At 63.8% G+C, this 16,581-nt stretch carries 15 protein-coding genes; 9 read left to right on the forward strand and 6 right to left on the reverse strand.

Annotated elements, in window-relative coordinates:
- Nucleotides 1-67: 67 nt before the first annotated feature.
- The 3 genes from dcd to R2R70_RS13305 all read right to left on the reverse strand — a co-directional run bounded on the left by dcd (nt 68) and on the right by R2R70_RS13305 (nt 2,472).
- A complete protein-coding gene (dcd, locus tag R2R70_RS13295; RefSeq protein ID WP_043334107.1) occupies nt 68-634 on the reverse strand; it encodes a dCTP deaminase in 567 nt (188 codons plus the stop codon).
- A gap of 125 nt (nt 635-759) precedes the next feature.
- The gene (apbC, locus tag R2R70_RS13300) at nt 760-1,596 is read right to left on the reverse strand and encodes an iron-sulfur cluster carrier protein ApbC (protein WP_410978297.1); all 837 of its coding nucleotides are present in this window, start codon (nt 1,594-1,596) and stop codon (nt 760-762) included.
- Between the two features lie 162 nt (nt 1,597-1,758).
- A complete protein-coding gene (locus tag R2R70_RS13305; RefSeq protein ID WP_159055855.1) occupies nt 1,759-2,472 on the reverse strand; it encodes an RNA pseudouridine synthase in 714 nt (237 codons plus the stop codon).
- Between the two features lie 625 nt (nt 2,473-3,097).
- Between R2R70_RS13305 and R2R70_RS13310 the strand changes: the two genes are divergently transcribed.
- Nucleotides 3,098-3,775, forward strand: a complete 678-nt coding sequence (locus R2R70_RS13310; protein ID WP_084589481.1) for a cell wall hydrolase — start codon at nt 3,098-3,100, stop codon at nt 3,773-3,775.
- A 204-nt stretch (nt 3,776-3,979) separates the two neighbouring features.
- On the opposite strand, the gene R2R70_RS13315 is transcribed toward R2R70_RS13310, so the two are convergent.
- Nucleotides 3,980-5,599 carry an alkaline phosphatase gene (locus tag R2R70_RS13315; RefSeq protein ID WP_234368129.1) on the reverse strand — a complete coding sequence of 540 codons (1,620 nt, stop codon included), beginning with the start codon at nt 5,597-5,599 and terminating at the stop codon, nt 3,980-3,982.
- Nucleotides 5,600-5,995: 396 nt separating this feature from the next.
- Complete coding sequence (locus tag R2R70_RS13320) at nt 5,996-6,469, reverse strand: TerB family tellurite resistance protein (RefSeq protein ID WP_052384628.1); 474 nt, start codon at nt 6,467-6,469, stop codon at nt 5,996-5,998.
- 249 nt (nt 6,470-6,718) lie between these two features.
- On the opposite strand from R2R70_RS13320, the gene metG reads away from it, so the two are divergent.
- Complete coding sequence (gene metG / locus R2R70_RS13325) at nt 6,719-8,770, forward strand: methionine--tRNA ligase (protein WP_410978266.1); 2,052 nt, start codon at nt 6,719-6,721, stop codon at nt 8,768-8,770.
- Between the two features lie 124 nt (nt 8,771-8,894).
- Here the strand turns inward: metG and R2R70_RS13330 are convergent, their stop codons facing one another.
- Nucleotides 8,895-9,401, reverse strand: coding sequence for a DUF3465 domain-containing protein (locus tag R2R70_RS13330; RefSeq protein WP_043334103.1), 507 nt, complete (start codon nt 9,399-9,401; stop codon nt 8,895-8,897).
- Between R2R70_RS13330 and R2R70_RS13335 the strand changes: the two genes are divergently transcribed.
- From R2R70_RS13335 to R2R70_RS13365, 7 genes are all read left to right on the forward strand, one after another.
- Nucleotides 9,383-9,721: a hypothetical protein gene (locus tag R2R70_RS13335; RefSeq protein WP_410978267.1), complete on the forward strand. Its 339-nt coding sequence runs from the start codon at nt 9,383-9,385 to the stop codon at nt 9,719-9,721. The two genes, R2R70_RS13330 and R2R70_RS13335, sit on opposite strands and share 19 nt — an antisense overlap.
- 16 nt (nt 9,722-9,737) lie before the next feature.
- The gene (gene rsxA, locus R2R70_RS13340) at nt 9,738-10,319 is read left to right on the forward strand and encodes an electron transport complex subunit RsxA (protein WP_043334102.1); all 582 of its coding nucleotides are present in this window, start codon (nt 9,738-9,740) and stop codon (nt 10,317-10,319) included.
- A 1-nt stretch (nt 10,320) separates the two neighbouring features.
- Nucleotides 10,321-10,959 carry an electron transport complex subunit RsxB gene (gene rsxB / locus R2R70_RS13345; RefSeq protein ID WP_043334101.1) on the forward strand — a complete coding sequence of 213 codons (639 nt, stop codon included), beginning with the start codon at nt 10,321-10,323 and terminating at the stop codon, nt 10,957-10,959.
- A complete protein-coding gene (gene rsxC / locus R2R70_RS13350) occupies nt 10,959-13,919 on the forward strand; it encodes an electron transport complex subunit RsxC (RefSeq protein WP_410978268.1) in 2,961 nt (986 codons plus the stop codon). Before rsxB ends, rsxC begins: the two co-directional genes overlap by 1 nt.
- Before the next feature lie 91 nt (nt 13,920-14,010).
- A complete protein-coding gene (rsxD, locus tag R2R70_RS13355; protein ID WP_043334100.1) occupies nt 14,011-15,051 on the forward strand; it encodes an electron transport complex subunit RsxD in 1,041 nt (346 codons plus the stop codon).
- Nucleotides 15,048-15,827, forward strand: coding sequence for an electron transport complex subunit RsxG (gene rsxG / locus R2R70_RS13360; protein WP_410978269.1), 780 nt, complete (start codon nt 15,048-15,050; stop codon nt 15,825-15,827). The genes rsxD and rsxG overlap by 4 nt, the downstream gene beginning before the upstream one ends.
- Nucleotides 15,820-16,530 (forward strand): electron transport complex subunit E, encoded by a 711-nt coding sequence (locus R2R70_RS13365; RefSeq protein WP_410978270.1) that lies wholly within the window; start codon nt 15,820-15,822, stop codon nt 16,528-16,530. The genes rsxG and R2R70_RS13365 overlap by 8 nt, the downstream gene beginning before the upstream one ends.
- Nucleotides 16,531-16,581 lie beyond the last annotated feature (51 nt).

Genomic DNA, 16,581 nt, shown 5'->3' on the forward strand with positions numbered 1-16,581 from the left:
GCACTCTTGGCCTGCGGCGTGCGGGTCACTAGCGTGAATGCAATACCCAGGCTTGCAGCAAGGGGTATCAGGTACGCGGCAGAGTCACGCCACGCTGGCCCTGATACTTGCCACCGCGATCCTTGTAGCTGGTCTCGCAGACTTCATCGGACTCGAGGAACAGCATCTGCGCCACGCCTTCGTTGGCGTAGATACGCGCCGGCAGGTTGGTGGTGTTGGAGAACTCGAGGGTGACGTGGCCTTCCCACTCCGGCTCCAGCGGCGTCACGTTGACGATGATGCCGCAACGCGCGTAGGTGGACTTGCCCAGACAGATGGTCAGCACGTTACGCGGAATGCGGAAGTACTCGATGGTACGGGCCAGCGCGAAGGAGTTGGGCGGAATCACGCAGGAATCGCCCTTCACGTCCACGAAGCTCTTCTCGTCGAAGTGCTTGGGGTCCACCGTCGCCGAATGGATGTTGGTGAAGACCTTGAACTCATCCGAGCAGCGCACATCGTAGCCGTAGCTGGAGGTGCCGTAGGAAATCACACGGCGCTCATCGTGAAAGCGCACCTGATCGGGCTCAAAGGGTTCGATCATGTCGTGGCTTTCGGCCATGCGACGGATCCACTTGTCGGATTTGATGCTCATCGAGCGTACCTGACTGACTGATGGGGAGAGACGCGTGAGCGCCATGAAACGCGGGCCAGCATGATACCGGCCCGCTGTGTCGCTGGAAACCTCGGCACGCGCGGCTTGCGCCTGGCCCGTCGGGCTCAGCTGAAGCTGATGCTCGGACCTTCGTCCGCGCCGGCACCTTCCAGTGACTCGGAGACCTGACGCGCGATGGCGCGGAAGCTCGCGGCCACTTCGCCGTCCGGCTCCGCGATCACGCTCGGGCGACCGCCATCGGCATTCTCGCGAATGCTCAGGGTCAGCGGCAGCTGGCCCAGCAGGCGAGTCTGGTACTCATCGGCGATACGCTCACCACCGCCCGCGCCGAAGACCGCTTCGCTGTGGCCACACTGGCTGCAGGTGTGAGTGCTCATGTTCTCGACCACCCCCAGCACCGGCACCTTGACCTTGCGGAACATCTCGATGCCCTTCTGGGCGTCCAGCAGTGCGATGTCCTGCGGCGTGGTGACGATGACGGCGCCGGAGACCGGCACCTTCTGTGACAGGGTCAGCTGGATGTCACCGGTACCCGGCGGCATGTCGATCAGCAGCACGTCAAGCTCGCCCCAGGCGGTCTGGTTGAGCAGCTGCTGGAAGGCACCGGCGACCATCGGGCCACGCCAGACCATCGGGTCCTTCACGTCGACCAGATAGGCCATCGACATGGTCTTGATGCCATGCGCCTCGATGGGGCTGAAGACCTGCTCACCGGCCATCTCCGGACGCTGGCCGGTCGGCACGCCGAACATCTGCGCCTGACTCGGACCATAGATGTCGGCGTCCAGCAGGCCGACCTTGAGACCTTCCGCCGCCAATGCCAGCGCCAGATTGGCGGTGACGGTGGACTTGCCGACGCCACCCTTGCCGGAAGCGACCGCGACAATGTGCTTGATACCTTCCATACCTTGAAACTCCTGTGACGGCCTGCGCGACGCGATGAACGTGGCGCGCAGGCGTCTGAACTGTCAGCGAAAAAAGCCGTGGAACACGATGGGCACAGTATGCCTGCCACCGCTACACGGGCCAAGCCGATGAAGCATGTCCATGGAAGCCATGCCTCAGGAAGCCATGGCCCTGGGAGCAAATCAGAAGCGCACGTCTCAGAAGCGCACGTCGACCGGCAGGAAGCGCCACTCGCCCGGCGCCATGCGGCCGAGCAGAATCGCGCCCAGACGCAGACGACGTACCTCGATGACCTTGAGGCCCTGCTCTTCGACCGCGCCGCGGATACCGCCCACCGGCACCCGCTTCATGGCGATGCGCAGACGGGTGTCGCTCTGCCAGCTGATGCTGACCTTGGGCTTGCGGCCGCGGATGTCGGCGCACAGCGCGAAGCCGATACGCTTGAGGCCTTCATCATCCAGCGTTCCTTCCACTTCGACGACGTATTCCTGCTCCAGCTGGTCCAGGTCATCACCCAGCTTGCGAATCACGCCACGATTCTGTGACCACACCGCGAGACCGGATTCGTCCTCGCCGAGCTCAGCCAGCGGCTGCTGAGACAGGAAATGCACCTTGAGCCAGTCGGCACCGCTGTTGTCGAGCGCACTGCGCGGCGCGCCGTCACGCAGGGTCAGCGGGTCCGGCAGCGGCGTGCCCGGCGGCTGATACCAGACCAGGGTCAGCGGCTCGATGGGTGCCATGCTGGCGCCTTCATCGACGGTGACTTCCTCATCGGTGACCTTGAAGAAAGGCGCTTCCACGATCTCGCCCGCGACACGTACCACCCCCTTGGCGATGAGATGCTCGGCCTCACGGCGCGAGATGCCCTGCTGATGGGCCAGAAACTTGGAAAGACGGACGGGTTCGGTCATGGGGACTCTCGAGGCAGCGACGCAGGCAACAGGCAGAGCAGCAGCACGCAGAAGCGCAGATAAAAAGAAGTGGGACAGCCTGACAGGGTCATCAAGGCTAGCCCGCCATGATAACGGCATGCGCCGAGGATGGCACGGACGAGACGCGCTGAAGATGCTAGGCTGCGTGACCAGAAATCGGCGCGGCGCGCTTGAGCAGATCATTTGATGCGCCTTACCAGGTCCTTCGACGCTCTCCGCCAGCGCATCTGATCCACTACGCCTGGTCATCCGCCCCTCTGGCGCAAGCGATCTGGCTGCCTCTGACCCGCCTGATCATGCGCTGGCAGGCACGATGCGTTACCCGCGCCATCGTCATCACTACGCAACCGCGTGGTGACACTTGCGGAACCCTTTGCGCGGCAAAGCGTCAGAGTTGCGTTGAAGCTCACTCTGGACCATACAAGGTCAGGGTCAGGCAAACTGATGCGCTTGCGCGTCGACTGTCGCTACCGAGGAAGCCGGTGGCCAACGCTTCAGTTTCCGTCAGTGACTCGCCAACCGAAGGTGTGCGATCGACCCGGATTGACCCTGCGCGCCATCCCGCCTTGCTGCGCTTCCCAGGCCACGTTCACAGGTATCTTGCATGCGTTTATCTCTCACACCGCGCCGCCCACTGACTCACACCCGGCGCTACGCCATCAGCAGTGCACGCACGCTTCGTCATCTGGTACTGATCTTCGGCCTGACGCTGGCCGCAGGGTGCTCCGCGCCGCACGCCTCGGACGCGCCTGCCGCACCGACCACCGCGGCCAAGGCAGCCGTCAAGGCCGAACGGCTGGAAAGCCTGCTGGTGCAAGGCGAGAGCGATGTGCCCGAGAGTCTGCTGCTCAGCAAGGCCGGCGCCAAGGCGATCGACCCCAACGGCCAGCGCCCGGTAGATGACCCGCTGACCTGCCTGGCGCGTGCCGCCTACTGGGAAGCCAAGGGCGAAGGCAGAAGCGGCATGCAGGGCATCGTCAATGTGGTGATCAATCGCGCCGCCGACCCGCGCTTCCCCGATAGCCTGTGCGGCGTGGTCAAGCAGGGCGGCGAAAGCGGCAGCTGTCAGTTCTCCTGGTGGTGTGACGGGCGCTCCGACCGTATTCGCGAGCCCGCCGCCTACGCTGAGGCACGCGACGTGGCCCGCCAGGCACTCAACCATCAGCTGGAAGACGTCACCGACGGCGCCCTCTACTTCCACGCCCGCTACGCCACGCCCTACTGGGCCAAGCGCTTCGTGCGCACCGCGCGCATCGGTCAGCACCTGTTCTATCGCAACTGACTCACCCTTTCACCAGGGCATGACGGGTAGAACCATCACCAGCAAGTTGCCTGACATGCCGCACGTCAGCGCCATGTCGCGTACAAGACCGTGACGGAAAGACCGTACAGGAAACAGACAAACCAGAAGGCCCCTGATGATTCACTCATCAGGGGCCTTCTGGGTCATATCATCACTCAATCTTCAGTAATGGGCCGAGTCCGACTACTTCGCTACCACTGTCTTCAGATACTGCCCTATCTCGGAATGGTGCAGGATGGACGAGACCGGCAAGATGTCGTTGGCTGGCCCCCATGCAAAGACGTTGACTGGCGTATGGGTGTGCGTACCAGTCCCCCAGACGGTGTTTTGCTGTGTCGCCAATGCCCGCGCCAGCAGGTTGCCGCGATCGTTATAGGGGAAGAAGGCGTCGAAGTCGTGAACTGCCGGCACCTCGCTGACCCCGAGGTAACTATGTCCATCCACATGATAGGGGTTGGGCTTGTTGGCCAGTACTTCAGCTGCCTGGGCTTCGGTAATCTGGAAGTCACTATTGCCATTGACAGCCGCCATCAAGCGCGCCGGTGTGCGCTCATCTTGCGGTAGTGCCTCGAAATCACTGAGCAGCTCGTAATAGGTCTGCTTCTGCTCATAGAGACTGTCCAGAATCGAGAAGTCACCAAAATTGAAATTGGGTGCGTAATCCTGATCTGCGAATGCAGGGCCTGATTTCTTCTGCGCTGCCGGTAAATTGGCGCTGGAATAACTGAAGCCGAATGCCCCCGTCTCATGGTCGGCCGTTACCAGGATTATTGTATCGTCTCGCTCTCGCGCCCAGTCATAGACACCTTGCACGGCCTCATCGAACTTGATCAGTTCATTGAGCATGGTGCCCGCATCATTGGAATGCGCGGCCCAGTCGATCTGGCCACCCTCGACCATCAAAAAGAAACCATCATCATCCTGTTCCAGCATTGACAGTGCTTTCTGGGTCATCTCATGCAGGGTCGGCTGCTGACGCTGTGGGTCATCATGGCTATCTCGATAGCTGATACCATCCGCCATACCCGAGTTGGCGAATAGCCCCAATACCTTGGTGCCATTGAGTGCGGCCATCTGATCACGCGTAAAGGCTAGCCCATAGCCTTGATCTGCAGCTTCCTGGAGCAGATTTCGTTCATCCTTGCGCTTGGAGGTTGGCGACCAGGCACCTTGCATCAGCGTCTCGACACTGCCCGCGCTTTCCCCCGGCTCACTGACGGACTGTGGCACGAAGTGACGCAACCCTCCCGACAGCATGACATCCGGCCCGGTCATGAGCATGTCTTCGGCAATGGCATTTTCCAGTGAACGATGCGGCTGGTGGGCGGCGAAGGCCGCCGGAGTCGCGTGGGTCAGGCGCGTATCGGACACCAATCCGGTGGCCTTGCCGACTCGTTTGGCAAGCTCGAGGACGGTTTCCACCCGATTACCCTCTGAATCTATGCCGATCACCTCGCCCCCGGTGAAGATACCCGTCGAGAGCTGAGTCGCTGAACAGGCCGAATCCACTACCACGGCATCTTCAGGGTGAGTCAATGAAGCGCCCACCACGCCTTCCTTCGCCAGCTGGTAGAGTGCCGTCGAACGCCCCTGATATATCGAATCCGGCGCACGATTGGCGTATGTCTCCAGCATGCCAACCTGCTGGGGCCCCATACCATCGCCAATCATCAGAATGACATTCTTGATCTCTGCCGCATTGGCCAGCGGCATCCAGCTCATGCTTCCCGTCAGCGCAACGACGGCCCACCCTTTTCGACACCATCGTCCTTGCCGGTTCTGATGAGGCATCATCATGGTCATCTTCCGTGTTCCCTTATCGTTGTTGGCATCCGTGTTACCCGGGCACATACGATACTCGTGCAAGTCTGTACGTCTGTGTTCGAACGGAGCGCTTGTTGGTCAGAAATGAATCGCGATCTGCTCACATGGCGGCACCCAAGGTGCCAACTGGAGCATGCGCTTCACTATTGACGACGCAAGCAGAGCCGTCCATATCAATGGCCCGGCTACAGGACGATTCATGACGAAAGGATGACATAAAGATGTCAGATTAATGACAGACGACACTGCGACCCGAAGCCGCAAACATGACGCCCCCGCTGCCATTGGCAACGGGGGCGTCTGCTTGGGGGTGTCGTAATAGGGGCGTGTGCCTAAGGGGTGGACAGGGACACCCTTCCCAAAATTCCTGACGGATCAGGTGTCTGGCTGCGCCGCCAGCTTGGTACGGATGAACTCGCTGTGGCTGACATGCAGCAGGCCGGCAAGACGGCGGATGCGATGCTCTTCCTGCGGGTCCAGCTCGCCATCGGCGTAGGCCAGCTCCCAGAGCATGCCGATCAGCTCGCTGCGCTCCTCAAGGCTCATGTGCTCGTTGAGCTGCTTGACGAAGCGGTAGTGGTCCGTGGCCTGCTCGGCATCCTGCTCAGCCTGGGTCAGCAGGCTGGCAAGTTCCTCATCCCCCAGCGAGAAGCGCTCGGCCAGCTGGCGCGCCAGGGCTTCACGTTCGCGCACATCGAGATGGTCATCGGCGCGTACCACCTCGAACATCAGCACGGCCATGGCGAGTTCCGGGCCGGGCTCCTCGTTGGGACGGGCGTTGCTGCCGGGCATCATCACCTGGCGGATGAGACGATTGATCTGACCGGCGACGGATAGCTGTGCTGGCATGCTGACCTCCAGGAACGGAAAATGTAGTGTCCTTGAATCCTTCATGAGGGCAGCGGCACGGGTTGCAACCTCGCAGTTGCGCACGCCAGCGTTGCCGGTGACGCGACGCGCCCTTCGCGCCGCCCGCACCTTCGCGATATAGTAGCGCCCATCCCGACGGGGCGATGCGTTCGCCCCTTATCACGAGTCATCCCGGCGAGTGGCTGCGCAGTGCGCAGCAGGCGCCCTTTACCGTCAAGACGAGGCCTCATGTCAGCGCGCAAGATTCTGGTTACCAGTGCCCTGCCCTATGCCAATGGGTCGATCCACCTGGGTCACCTGCTTGAGTACATCCAGACCGACATCTGGGTACGCTTCCAGAAAAGCCGTGGCCACGAATGCCATTACGTGTGCGCCGATGACGCCCACGGCACCGCCATCATGCTGCGTGCCGAGCAGGAAGGTGTCACCGCCGAGCAGCTGATCCAGCGTGTGAGTGACGAGCACCAGGCCGACTTCGCCAAGTTCGGCGTCGGCTTTGACAACTATCACTCCACCCACTCGCCGGAGAACCGCGCCCACAGCGAGCGCATCTATCTGGCACTGCGCGATGCCGGCCATATCGCTACGCGCGATATCGAGCAGATGTTCGATCCGGTCAAGGGCCTGTTCCTCGCCGACCGCTTCATCAAGGGCACCTGTCCGAAGTGCAAGACCGAAGACCAGTACGGTGACAACTGTGAAGCTTGCGGCGCGGCCTACACGCCGGCCGAGCTGATCGATCCGGTCTCGGCCATCTCCGGCGCCACGCCGGAAATGCGCACGTCCACCCACTACTTCTTCAAGCTGCCGAACTTCGCCGACTTCCTGCAGGAGTGGACCAAGAGCGGCCGCGTGCAGAGCCAGATTTCCAACAAGCTGCAGGAATGGTTCGAGGCGGGTCTGGCCGAGTGGGACATCTCCCGCGATGCGCCCTACTTCGGCTTCGAGATTCCCGACGCGCCGGGCAAGTACTTCTACGTGTGGCTGGACGCGCCGATCGGCTACCTCGCCAGCTTCCAGAACCTGTGCGAGAAGCAGGGCATCGACTTTGACAGCTACTGGAAGGCCGATTCCGACGCCGAGGTCTATCACTTCATCGGCAAGGACATCGTCTACTTCCACGCCCTGTTCTGGCCGGCGATGCTGGAAGGTGCCGGCATGCGCACCCCGACCGGCGTCAACTGCCACGGCTTCGTGACCGTCAATGGCGCCAAGATGTCCAAGTCGCGCGGCACCTTCATCAAGGCCGACACCTACGCGCAGTTCCTCAACCCGGAATACCTGCGCTACTACTTCGCCGCCAAGCTGACCTCCGGCGTCGATGATCTCGACCTCAACCTCGACGACTTCACCGCCCGCGTGAATTCCGACCTGGTCGGCAAGGTGGTCAACATCGCCAGCCGCTGCGCCGGTTTCGTCAAGAAGTTCGGCGACGGCAAGCTGTCCGCCACCTGCGCCGAGCCGGAGCTGGTCGAGCGCTTCATCGCTGCTGGCGAAGGCATCGCGGCGGACTTCGAAGCCCGTGAATTCGCGCGCGCCATGCGCAAGGTGATGGAGCTGGCCGATGAAGCCAACACCTACATCGCCGACAAGGCGCCGTGGGCGATGGCCAAGGAAGACGGCCGCGAGCAGGAAGTGCTCGACGTCTGCTCCGTGGGCATCAACCTGTTCCGCCAGCTGATGGTCTACCTGGCGCCGGTGATTCCGGAGCTGACCGACAAGGCACGCGACTTCCTGAACCTCGAGAGCCTCGACTGGGCCAGCCGTGAAAGCGTGCTGACCGATCATGCGATCGACAAGTTCAAGCCGCTGCTGACGCGCGTCGAGCCGGAGCGCATCGACAAGATGCTCGAAGCCTCGCGCGAAGTACTGGTCGAGGAACAGAAGATCAAGGACGGCACCGCCAAGGCCGAAGCCGCGGCCGCGCCGAGCCCGCTCGACGCCGACCCGATCGCCGACGAGATCGACTTCGATACCTTCATGCAGACCGACCTGCGCGTGGCGAAGATCGTCAAGGCGGAGCACGTCGAGAAGGCGGCCAAGCTGCTCAAGCTGACGCTGGATATCGGGGGCGAGACGCGCACCGTGTTCTCCGGCATCAAGTCCGCCTACGCCCCGGAAGCGCTGGAAGGTCGTCTGACGGTGATGGTCGCCAACCTGGCGCCGCGCAAGATGCGCTTCGGCGTGTCAGAGGGCATGGTGCTGGCTGCCGGTGACGACGAAGGCATCTACCTGCTGGAGCCGCACACCGGCGCCAAGCCGGGTCAGCGCGTCACTTGATCCACTGATGATGCGCCGAGGGCTCTTTGCGATACCACGCTGAGGGCTCTTCAGCACAACGCCCCGCCAGAGACTCTCTGGCGGGGCGTTGTCGTTCATGCGTCACATCCGGTCGGCGGGACGGCTACTCATAGCGACGACCGGCATGCTCCAGCCAGCCATCCACATGACGGCCACCGGGATCATGATGCGTCCAGTGGATCACGCCGCCCTTGTCGGTCCACTCATATTCCCCGTAGAAGCCGATGCGATCACCGACCTGAAGACTGTCGATGCGTGGCGCGAGGTCGATGTTGTGCGCTACCAGAATGGTGGTGCCGCCCGCGACCCGGATCAGGAACTTCTGATGACGGCTGCCCTTGAGATCATCCCTGAGCAGACGCGTCACCTCGCCCACGCCCCGCACCTGCACATCACTCTGCTGGGCACTGATGGCACGCCTGAGTCGGCTCTCGTCCGCCGAGGAGGCGCCTTCCCCCTGCGTCGCCTCGGCCTGCGGCGACTGGAAGTCATTCCACAGCTGGGAGAGCGAGAAATTGCCATTGCCCGTCAGCTGCGAGATGCCCGCCATCGCCACCACCAGGATGATGACCCATAACGGCCGACGGCCGCGTGTTCCTGTCCTGCGCATATCTCGCTCCTTGTGCCACCCCGGATGACGTAAAAGTCGCTGATCACGCCACAATCAATAAAAGTAATAAAGGAATTCTTCTTTATTACTTCAAGAACCAAGCAAAACGCGAAACAATGGTCGTCTCATGCTGGCAACACTACGCCTCGCTTGCCACGCTACAGGCTGTCGGCCAGCAGCATCTTGCGTATAATACCGCCGCGCTCGACGATCCACTGCCCTGCAGCTTCCTGACAGCTTGCGGCAGCAACAGCCCTGATCGCCTGCGAGTGCCGGTTCATGCATGCCGCGAGCACGGAAGCGCCTTCGAAACACCCTGACCGAGCGACGCCCCTGATGAGTGAATACCTTCTTATCCTGATCAGCACCATCCTGGTCAACAATTTCGTACTGGTGCAGTTCCTCGGCCTGTGCCCCTTCATGGGTGTCTCCAACAAGCTGGAGTCCGCGATGGGCATGTCGCTGGCCACCACCTTCGTGCTCACGCTGTCGTCGATGTGCGCCTACCTGACCTATCACTTCATCCTCGCGCCGCTGGGGCTCGAGTACCTGCGCACCATCGCCTTCATCATGGTGATCGCCGTGGTGGTGCAGTTCACCGAGATGGTGGTCAAGAAGACCAGCCCGCTGCTCTATCAGGTGCTGGGCATCTTCCTGCCGCTGATCACCACCAACTGCGCGGTACTCGGCGTGGCGCTGCTGACCCTGAACCGCAATTCCAGCTTCATGGAAGCCACGCTCTACGGCTTCGGCGCGGCCGTCGGCTTCTCGCTGGTGCTGGTATTGTTCGCCGCCATGCGCGAGCGCCTGGCCGTCGCCGATGTGCCGCGCCCCTTCCAGGGCCCGGCCATCGCGATGATCACCGCCAGCCTGATGTCGCTGGCCTTCCTCGGCTTCTCCGGACTGGTGCAGATCTGACATGCTCGAATTCTTCAACGACCATACGCTGATCTCCGCCATCGTCGCACTGGTGGCCATGGCCGTCGTCTTCGGCGGTCTGCTCGGCTTCGCCGCCGTGGCCTTCAAGGTCGAGGGCGACCCCATCGTCGAGCAGATCGACCAGCTGCTGCCACAGACCCAGTGCGGCCAGTGCGGCTATCCGGGCTGCAAGCCCTATGCCCAGGCCATCGCCGAAGGCGACGAGATCAACAAGTGCCCGCCGGGCGGCGAGAGCACCATCGCCTCGCTGGCCGACCTGCTGGGCCGTGAGGCCACGCCGCTGGATGGCGACAGCGACAACACGCCCAAGGTGGCGGTGATTCGCGAGGACGAATGCATCGGCTGCACCAAATGCATCCAGGCCTGCCCTGTCGATGCCATCCTCGGTGCCGCCAAGCACATGCACACCGTGATCGCCGACGAATGCACCGGCTGCGACCTGTGTGTCGAGCCCTGCCCGGTCGATTGCATCGACATGGTGCCGGTCGCCACTGACGTGCGCAGCTGGCACTGGCCGCAACCGGCGGGCCCGACCCGCGACAATGCCCGCTTCAGCGGCAATCTGATCGTGACCGATGCCGCCGATTCTACTGCCACATCTGCAAGGAATGTCGCCTGATGGTTCTGTCGTTACTCAAATCCATGGTGACTTCCTCACGCTCCTCTGCCACGACGGAGGCGGAACACACGCAAAAGGGTCAGGCCGCGCCGCGCGTGTTCGACTTCCACGGCGGTATCCATCCGCCGGAGCACAAGGCGCTCTCCAACCGCGCCCCGCTGGTGGCTGCCCCGCTGCCCCGTGAGGTGGTGCTGCCGCTCAGCCAGCATATCGGCGCGCCCGCCCAGCCACTGGTGGAGATCGGCCAGCGCGTCAAGACGGGCGAACTGATCGCCCGCGCCCAGGGCATGATCTCCGCCCCGGTACATGCCAGCATCACCGGCGTGGTCACCGCCATCGAGCCGCGCCAGATTCCCCACGTCTCGGGCCTGGAAGATCAGTGCATCGTGATCGAGCGCGAGGGTGAGATCGATGAATGGGCGCGCCTGGAAGCCTGGCGCGACTGGCGTCAGCAGGAAGCCCAGGACCTGATCCAGCGTCTGCAGGACGCCGGCGTGGTCGGTCAGGGCGGCGCCGGCTTCCCCTCGGCGGTAAAGGCGCGGGTGCGTGAGCGCCACGCCATCGACACCCTGATTCTGAACGCGGCGGAGTGTGAGCCTTACATCACCGCCGATGACCTGACCATGCGCACGCATCCGGAAGCGCTGATCGAAGGGCTCGAGATTCTCGCCAGCCTGATCGGCCCCGAGTGCATCCTGATCGGCATCGAGGACAACAAGCCCGAGGCCGTCATCGCGCTGGAACAGGCGATTCGCGCCCGCCGCGCCGACAAGCGCCTGCCGCCGCTGGATTCACGCCTCGAAGTCGTGGTGGTACCGACCAAGTATCCCTCCGGCGGCGAGAAGCAGCTGATCAAGCTGCTGACGGACCGCGAAGTGCCCAGCCGTGGCCTGCCCGCCGATGTCGGCGTGGTGGTGCACAACCCGGGCACCGTGCGCGCCGTACAGCGTGCAGTGTGCTTCGGCGAGCCGATGATCTCGCGTGTCGTCACCCTGACCGGTGAGGCGCTGCAACACCCGCACAATGTCGAGGCGCGCCTGGGCACCTCCATCGCAGACCTACTGCGTCTGGCGGCGCCGGCGCCGACGGGCATCGCACGCCTGGTGATGGGTGGCCCGATGATGGGCTTCACGCTCGAGAGCGACGCCCTGCCGATCATCAAGACCACCAACTGCCTGCTGGCCTCCTCTCCCGAGTCACTGCCGGCACCGGCGGTCGAGCAGCCGTGCATCCGTTGCGGCATGTGCGAGCAGGCCTGTCCGGCCGAGCTGCTGCCGCAGCAGCTCTACTGGTTCTCCAAGGCACGCGAGTTCGACAAGGCCGAGCTCTACAATCTGGCGGACTGCATCGAATGCGGCGCCTGCTCCTATGTCTGCCCAAGCCAGATTCCGCTGGTGCAGTATTACCGCTTCGCCAAGGGCGAGATTCGCAGCGCTCAGCACGAGGCGCGCAAGTCCGAGCGCGCGCGTCACCGCTTCGAATTCAAGCAGGCGCGCATGGCGCGCGAGGAAGCCGAGAAGGAAGCCAAGCGCCAGCAACGCGCTCAGGCGGCCCAGAAGTCCGCCGCCGCCCGCGCCGCCGCAGACACGCCTTCGGCCTCGCCCTCCACAACGGCCGCCGCTGCCCAGCCGGCACCGGCCACCGACATCAAGGCCTTCAAGACGGCGCGCGCCGCGGCCAACATCGCCCTCAAGAAGGCCGAGAAGGCCCTCAAGGCAGCCCAGGATGGCGATGAGAGCGCCGAGAGCGATATCGCCAAGCTCGAGGCCAACGTGACCGCGGCCAAGGCCAAACTCGCCAGCGCCGAAAGCGCCCTCAAGGCCGCCAGCGAGGCCAGCGAGTCAGCTGCCCCGGCGGCTGCCCCCGCCGCCGATCTCAAGGCGCTCAAGACGGCGCGCGCCGCGGCCAATATCGCCGTCAAGAAAGCCGAGAAGGCTCTCAAGACCGCCCAGGACAGCGGTGAAGGCGATATTCCCGCCCTCGAATCCAGCGTGACGGATGCCAAGGCCCGACTGGCCAAGGCCGAAGCCGACCTCAAGGCTGCCAGCGAGGCCAGCGAGTCAGCTGCCTCTGCGGCGGCCAGCACTTCCGCGACAGGCGCGGCTGCCCCGGCAGCCGACCTCAAGGCGCTCAAGACGGCGCGGGCCGCGGCCAATATCGCGGTCAAGAAGGCCGAGAAGGCCCTCAAGACCGCCCAGGACAGCGGTGAGGGCGACATCCCCGCCCTCGAGGCCAGCGTGACGGATGCCAAGGCGCGCCTTGCCAAGGCTGAGGGCGACCTCAAGGCAGCGACCGACGCCGCTGGCGCTGCTCAAGGTACTGATAAAGGCCCTGTGGCAAGCGCTGCGGCTGGCTCTGCTCAAACCACTGATACAGGTGCGGCTGGCTCTTCTGCGGGTGCTGCTGCGCCTGCAGCTGCGGCACCCAGCGCCGATATCAAGGCACTCAAGACAGCACGCGCCGCGGCCAATATCGCGGTCAAGAAGGCCGAAAAGGCCCTGGCCCGCGCCAGCGAAAGTGGCGAAGGCGATATCGAGGACCTGCAGACCCTGCTGGCCACGGCCCAGGAAAACCTGCGTGCCGCTGAGGTGCGCCTCAACAGCGCGCAAGCTGGCAGCACTGACGCGACGCCTGCCACCAAGGGCGCGGGAGAATTGATTCCCGAGGCGCCCAAGCCCGCTGCGGGTTCAGTCGGGCGTGGCAGCATGGCCAGCAACGTGACGCTCTCACAGGCCGAGATCGAGGCATCACGCGCCGAGAACCTTGCCAAGCGTCACAAGCAGGTCAGCATCGCGGTCAAGGCGGCCGAGGCGGCCCACCGCAAGGCCGAGGCGGCTTTGAGCGAGGCGGATGACGAAAACCGTCAGCGCCTGGCGACCAAGGTCGACCGCACGCGCCGCAATCTGGAACACGCCCGCGAGTCATTGGCCGAGGTGCAGGCACTGGTGGACGCCCAATGAGTGACCTGAGCCCAATTACCGCGCCAATGGCGACTCATCCTGATGCACGCCTCGTGTCATTGCCCATTTACCGCAAGGATCTGACCGTCTCATGAGCCTGATGCATGCAAGCTCCCCCCATGCCCACGGGCCAACCGCCACCTCGCGCGTGATGGCCTGGGTGCTGGCCGCGACGCTGCCGGGTATCGCCGTGCTGTGCTGGCACTATGGCTGGGGTGTGCTGTTCAACCTCGTCTTTGCCTGTCTGGCGGGTGTCGCCCTCGAGGCGCTGCTGCTCAAGCTGCGTGGCCGTCCGGTCAGCTTCTTCCTCAAGGACAATTCGGCGCTGGTGACCTGCGTGCTGCTGGCGGTGTCGTTGCCGCCGCTGGCACCCTGGTGGCTGGTACTGACCGGCGTGATCGCGGCCATCGTGGTCGCCAAGCAGCTCTACGGTGGCTTGGGCCAGAATCCGTTCAACCCGGCGATGGTCGCCTATGCGCTGCTGCTGATCTCCTTCCCGGTCGAGATGTCGCGCTGGTCATCCCCCGATGGCTTCGCACTCGGCTTCACTGACAGCCTGCAGCAGTTCTTCGGCGTGATCGCCACGCCAGACGCTCTGACCGGCGCCACGCCGCTGGATGCCTTCCGCAACAAGGGCGAGCTTTCCAGCAGCGAGTTCTGGGCAGACCCGAGCCTGCTGCCTGCCGCCAACCTACTGGCCTGGCAGCAGACGGCCATCGCCTGGGGCCTCGGCGGCCTGGTGCTGCTGGCGCGTCGCCTGATCACCTGGCATATCCCGGTGGCAATGCTGGGCAGCCTGGCGGTGATCTCTGCCATCTTCGCCTTCGTGGATGGCGAGCAGCACGCCAGCCCCCTGATCCACCTGCTGTGCGGTGCGGCGATCTTCGGCGCTTTCTTCATCGCCACGGACCCCGTCACGGCGGCGACCTCCAACAAGGGCAAGCTCTATTACGGCGTCGGGATCGGCGTGCTGATCTACCTGATTCGCACCTTCGGCGCCTATCCTGACGCCATCGCCTTCGCAGTGCTGCTGATGAACTTCAGCGTGCCGTTCATCGATTACTACACCCAGCCACGCAGCTATGGTCACAAGAAGGCCCGTCGCGGCATCAAGCTGGAGGACAAGGCATGAGCCTGACGCCTGATCAGCCCGAACAGCAAGCCCAGGCCGCGCAGGGTCTGAAGCACACCATCGCGCGGGCCGCGCTGGGCCTGGCCGTCTTCGCCGTCGTCACCGCAGGCGTCGTCGCCGTGACCCAGATGACCACCGCCGAGACCATCGCCGACAACGAACGTGCCGCCCAGAGCGCGGCGCTGGCCGAGATCATCCCGCCGTCGCTGCACGACAATGACCTGCTCGACGCGGCCTTCGCCCTGCCACCCTCCCAGGTGCTGGGTCTGGAGAGCGCCGATACCGGCTGGCGCGCCACCCGAAATGGTGAGACCGTCGCGGTGCTGCTGCCGGTAGTGACCGGCAAGGGTTACAGCGGCGATATCCGCCTGCTGGTCGGTATCCGTGCCGATGGCAGCGTGGCCGGTGTACGCGCCGTCAAGCACGCCGAGACCCCGGGGCTGGGCGACAAGATCGAAGCGCGCAAGTCCGACTGGATTCACGAATTCGATGACCAGACGCTCAGCTCGGTGGAATGGAAGGTGAACAAGGATGGCGGTGATTTCGACCAGTTCACCGGTGCAACCATCACCCCACGTGCCGTGGTGGGTGCCGTTCGTCAGGCATTGATCTACTTCATGGCGCACCGCACGGCGCTGCTGGCCGGCGACAGCGAGACGCTGACCGCGACCCGCCGCGCCGCCAGGGCCCAGCAGGACACGCAAGCTCCCACCGCTGATGGCACGCTCACGCCATCAGCGCCTTCTGAACACGGCGGAGACGAACCGCATGAGTGATATCTCGCTTGGCAAGATCAGCCGCGACGGCCTGTGGGACAACAACCCGGCGCTGGTACAGCTGCTGGGCCTGTGTCCGCTGCTGGCCGTCACCGCCAGCGTCGTCAACGCCATCGGGCTGGGGCTTGCCACGCTGCTGGTATTGATCGGCTCCAACGTGGCGGTGTCGCTGATCCGCAATCTGGTGCCTTCTGCAGTACGCCTGCCGGCCTTCGTGATGATCATCGCCTCGTTCGTGACCTGTGCCGAGCTGCTGATGAAGGCCTACACCTATGAGCTCTATCAGATTCTCGGCATCTTCATTCCGCTGATCGTCACCAACTGCGCGATTCTCGGGCGTGCCGATGCCTTCGCCGCCAAGCATCCCGTGCTGCCGGCCGCCACCGATGGCCTGATGATGGGGCTGGGGTTCATGGCCGTGCTGGTACTGCTGGGTGGCATGCGTGAGCTGTTCGGCCAGGGCACGCTGTTTGCCGGCATGGAACTGCTCGTCGGGCCGATGGCCGCCGACTGGCAGCTGACGATCTTCCCGGACTACTCCTTCCTGTTCCTGGTGCTGCCACCGGGCGCCTTCTTCTGCATGGGGCTGATCATCGCGGGCAAGAAGACCATCGATGAGCGCCTCGAGCAGCGCCGCAAGGCGGCCAACGCCGATACGCCCAAGGTGTCGCGTCGTGTGCGCGTGACCGGCACCATCTCCTGAGCCCCTCTCACACAGGCTGTCAGCCCGCTGGCTGACAGCCTGTGTCGACGA

The sequence above is a fragment of the Cobetia sp. SIMBA_158 genome, from assembly GCF_046566945.1.
Lineage (GTDB): Bacteria > Pseudomonadota > Gammaproteobacteria > Pseudomonadales > Halomonadaceae > Cobetia > Cobetia amphilecti.